Raw genomic sequence first — 3,932 nt, 5'->3', positions numbered from 1 at the left:
CATGCTCCGCACCAAGCACGCCGACCTGCCCTCCCGCAAGCACGGCAACCCGCCGCAGTGACCACCGGAGCGAGGGGAACCAGGACCATGGACGAATCCGACCAGCCGCTGGTGCGGATCACCCGCGGCACGCTCGACGCGCAGGAGCTCGCCGCGCTGACCGCGGTCCTGCTGGCCGTGGCCCGGCGCGCCGAGCGGCAGGACGCGGCCCCGGCCCGCCGCCGGCGGGTGCTGATCCGCACCGTCTACCGCTCGCCGCGCAGCTGGCAGCAGGCGGCCTGAGCATGCGTCGCCGCAGCTCACGGTGGCGTTCCCTGAGCGATTGTCGAGTGCCTGCTGTCACCCTCCAGGGCGAGTACACCCGCGGTCCAGCGGGTGATGGCAGGAGGAGGCGGGCGGTGCGAAGGCAACGACGGAATCGAGGGGGCTCCGCCCGGGGTCCGCTGCTGCGGCGGTTCCTGGCGGCGGTGCACCGCTCGCTGGGGACCCTGGGCGCGATGTACGGGTTCATGCCGCCGAACTACCTCGACGAGCAGCGGCAGTACCAGCAGGAGGTCCGCGAGGCGCTGCGGCCGCCGGCGCCGCCGCCACTGAGCCCGCCGGCGGCCGACCATCCGGAGCGGGTGCGCGGCGACATCCCGCTCAGTGCCACCGAGTTGGTGCTGCAGAAGGAGCTCGACGGCCTGACCCGGCTGTCGCGACAGGAAGGCTGGTGACGAACCGTGCGGTGGTCCCGGGAGTTTCGACCAGTGCTTGAGTGGTCGCACGCATGCTCTAGCGCGTGCACGGCCCTGAGCTGCGCCGCCGCCTGCGGCGCGCAGCACGACAGCGGTGCTCCTGAGGGTCAGTCGGACCGGACGTCCTGGGGGTTGTGGTGGCCAGAGCTGCTGATTTCACCGATCTGCTGCTTCAACGCGGCGAAGAACTGGTAGACCGCGAGGCGTTCCGCTTCGTCCGCGAGCGGGACGTCGAGCCGGGGACCCCCCGACCCGTCGGCGGCGCCCCGCTGGACAGCGCGCCGGTCAGTTACGGCGAGCTCGACCGGGCCGCCAAGCGGATCGCCTCCTGGCTCCAGCAGGGCGATCCGGTGGGCCAGCGCGTGGTGGTCTGCCACGGCGGCAACGCGGGCTTCCTGCCGGCCTTCCTGGGCTGCCTGTACGCCGGGGCGATCCCCGTCCCGGCACCCGCGCCCAGCGTGGGACGCCAGGCCGCCGACCGGCTGGCCGGGATCCTGCGCGACAGTGCCGCGCGGTTCGTGCTGACCGACTCGGCGCACGGCCCGGCGGTCTCGCAGCTGATCGCGGCCATCGGCCGTCCCGAGGTGCTGTGCCTGGCCACCGACCGCCCGGGCGTCGGCGACCCCGACGCCTGGCGCCGGCCGGCGAGCCGCCCGGGGGAGCCGGCGTTCCTGCAGTACACCTCCGGCTCGGTGGGCGAGCCCAAGGGCGTGGTGGTCACCCACGCCAACCTGCTGGCCAACCAGCGCGCGATCCAGCTGGCGCTGGGCACCGGCGCCCACACCCGGCTGGGGGGCTGGCTGCCGTTCCACCACGACATGGGCCTGGTGGGTCAGTTACTCCATCCGCTCTTCCTGGGCAGCTCGGCCGCCCTGCTGCCGGCGCTCTCCTTCGCCAAGCTGCCGGTGCGCTGGCTGCAGATGATCGGGCAGTTCGGGGTGAGCGTCTCCGGCGCCCCCGACTTCGCCTTCGACCTCTGCGCGCGCCGGGTCACCGACGAGCAGCTGAGCACGCTGGACCTGAGCGGCTGGGAGGTGGCGGTCAGCGGTGCGGAGACCGTGCGGGCCGCCACCCTGGAGGCGTTCGCGCACCGGTTCGCCCCGGCGGGCCTGCGGCCCCAGGCGCTGCGGGCCGGCTACGGGATGGCCGAGGCCACCCTGCTGGTGGCCAGCGGCCCGGCCGGGCTGGGCACGGCCCGTCGCACGGTGCAGCCGGCCGCGCCGACCGCGCAGCCGGCCGCGCCGGCTGGTGAGCAGGTGGCGCCGGTGGGAGTGACGGTCGCACCGGCCCGGCCGGGCGAGGCCGCCCGCACGGTGGTGCCGGCGGGCCGGCTGGTGGCCGGCACCGAGGCGCTGATCGTGGATCCGCAGAGTCTGCGCCCGCTGCCGGACGGAGAGGTCGGCGAGATCTGGCTGCGCGGGGCGGGGGTGGCCCAGGGCTACTGGAACCGGGTCGCCGAGAGCGCCGAGGCCTTCCACGCGCTGCCCGCCCCCGCCGGTGGCGAGGCGCGCCCCGACCGGGAGCCGGGTGCCGCCCGCAGCGGCGGCTACCTGCGCACCGGTGACCTGGGCTGTCTGACCGAGGACGGTCTGGTGGTGGCCGGGCGGATCAAGGAGCTCCTGATCGTGGCGGGCCGCAACCTCTACCCGCAGGACATCGAGCAGCAGGTGCAGCGGCTGAGCGTGCTCTTCGGCGCGGCGGCGGCCTTCTCGGTGGAGGCCGACCGCGACCAGGTGGTGGTGGTCCAGGAGGTGCGCACCACCGGGCGCGACGCCGAGGCCGAACTGCCGGCGCTGGCCACCGCCGTGCAGCGGTGCGTGGCCGAGGAGTTCGACGTGGCGGCGGAGAACGTGCTGCTGGTGCGCCCCGGCACGGTGCGGCGCACCACCAGCGGCAAGCTGCGGCGCACCGCGCTGCGCCAGCTCTTCCTGGACGGCGGGATCCAGCCCCTGCACGCGGTGGTCACCACCGAGATGCGCCAGCTGGTGGCGAGCGCGGCGGGCGCACCCGCCCCGTTGGACTAGGGGCCTCTCTTATGGATCTTGCCGGGCGCGCGACGCCGGGCATCCCTCCCCCAGCCTTCGGCCGGGGGTGCCCCCTTGGACGCACCGGCGAAGCATCCAAGTACGACCCAGTACGAGGACGCTGCGCCGGCACGCCCAGCCGGGCGCCCAACGCCGCACGCTGATCCGACAACATCCATAAGAGAGGCCCCAGACAACAACGTGAGGTGGGCGGTGGGCGAGGACAGCAGCTCGAAGGGACCGGTCGGCACCGCAGGGCCGGGCGCGGGAGCGCGGCCCAGCGCCGCCGAGGCGCGGGTCAGACGCCGGGTCGCACAGCTGGAGCGCCTGCTGGGCGACCCCGCCGACGCCGCCAACCCGCTGGGCAGCGTCCACTTCCTGGCCGCCGACGAGCGCCAGGAGCCGCTGGCCGCGGCCGAGGAGCTGCTGGAGCGGTTCGGCCTGGGGGCCGAGTTCGTGCCCCGCCCGCTGGGCGGCCGGCTCGACCAACTGGACAGCCTGGCCCGGGTGGTGCGCGCGGTCTTCCGCCGGGACGCGGCCCTGGCGCTGGGCTACGGGGTGACCAACTTCCTGGCCGCGGTGGTGCTCTGGTCGGCCGGCAGCCCGGCCCAGCAGCGCCGGGCCGCGCGGCTGCTGCGCGGCGGCGGGCACCTGGTGGCCGCCTACCCGGAGCTGGCGCGCGGCAGCGACTTCCTGTCGAACGGGTTCAGTGCGCGCCCGGCGGGCCGGGAGCGGCCCGGCTACCTGCTGAGCGGCCGCAAGGAGGCGTTCAACAACGTCGACCGGGCGCAGGCCCTGGTGCTCTTCGCCCGCACCGGGCAGGGTCGCCGCAGCCACTCGGTGCTGCTGGTGGAGCGGGCCGCGCTGCCCGCCGACACCGTCACCGCGCTGCCGCGGCACCGCACCCTGGGGGTGCGCGGCTGCCTGGTGGGCGGGATCGCCTTCGACGACTGCCCGGTGCCGGCCGACGCGCTGGTCGGCGAGGCGGGGCTGGGGCTGGAGCTGGCCCTGAAGATCTTCCCGGTGATCCGCAGCGTGGGCCCCTCGATGGCGCTCGGCAGCGCGGACACCGCCCTGCGCACGGCGGTGGCCTGCGTGCTGGACCGCGGCGCGATGCCGCCGCCGGCCGACCCCGCGCAGGCGGGCGCCGCCGCCCCGGGGGGGCCGCGTG

Annotated in this window: 4 protein-coding genes; all 4 read left to right on the top strand. The window is 75.7% G+C overall.

Annotated elements, in window-relative coordinates:
• The first annotated feature begins 87 nt into the window (after positions 1-87).
• On the top strand, positions 88-282 hold the full coding sequence (locus ABD323_RS30255) for an acyl-CoA carboxylase epsilon subunit (RefSeq protein WP_344445210.1): 195 nt from the start codon (positions 88-90) through the stop codon (positions 280-282).
• Positions 283-398: 116 nt separating this feature from the next.
• Positions 399-716 carry a DUF6059 family protein gene (locus ABD323_RS30250; RefSeq protein WP_344445209.1) on the top strand — a complete coding sequence of 106 codons (318 nt, stop codon included), beginning with the start codon at positions 399-401 and terminating at the stop codon, positions 714-716.
• 158 nt (positions 717-874) lie between these two features.
• Positions 875-2,761, top strand: coding sequence for a fatty acyl-AMP ligase (locus ABD323_RS30245; protein WP_344445208.1), 1,887 nt, complete (start codon positions 875-877; stop codon positions 2,759-2,761).
• 213 nt (positions 2,762-2,974) lie between these two features.
• On the top strand, positions 2,975-3,932 hold a 958-nt coding region (locus ABD323_RS30240), incomplete at its 3' end, for an acyl-CoA dehydrogenase family protein (RefSeq protein ID WP_344445207.1).

The sequence above is a fragment of the Kitasatospora nipponensis genome, from assembly GCF_039528135.1.
Classification (GTDB): Bacteria; Actinomycetota; Actinomycetes; order Streptomycetales; family Streptomycetaceae; genus Kitasatospora; species Kitasatospora nipponensis.
This window is presented reverse-complemented; position numbering and strand designations above follow the sequence as displayed.

Excerpts from the sequence above, each read along its gene's own strand:
- ABD323_RS30255 (WP_344445210.1), top strand. The coding sequence starts at position 88 with ATGGACGAATCCGACCAGCCGCTGGTGCGGATCACCCGCGGCACGCTC.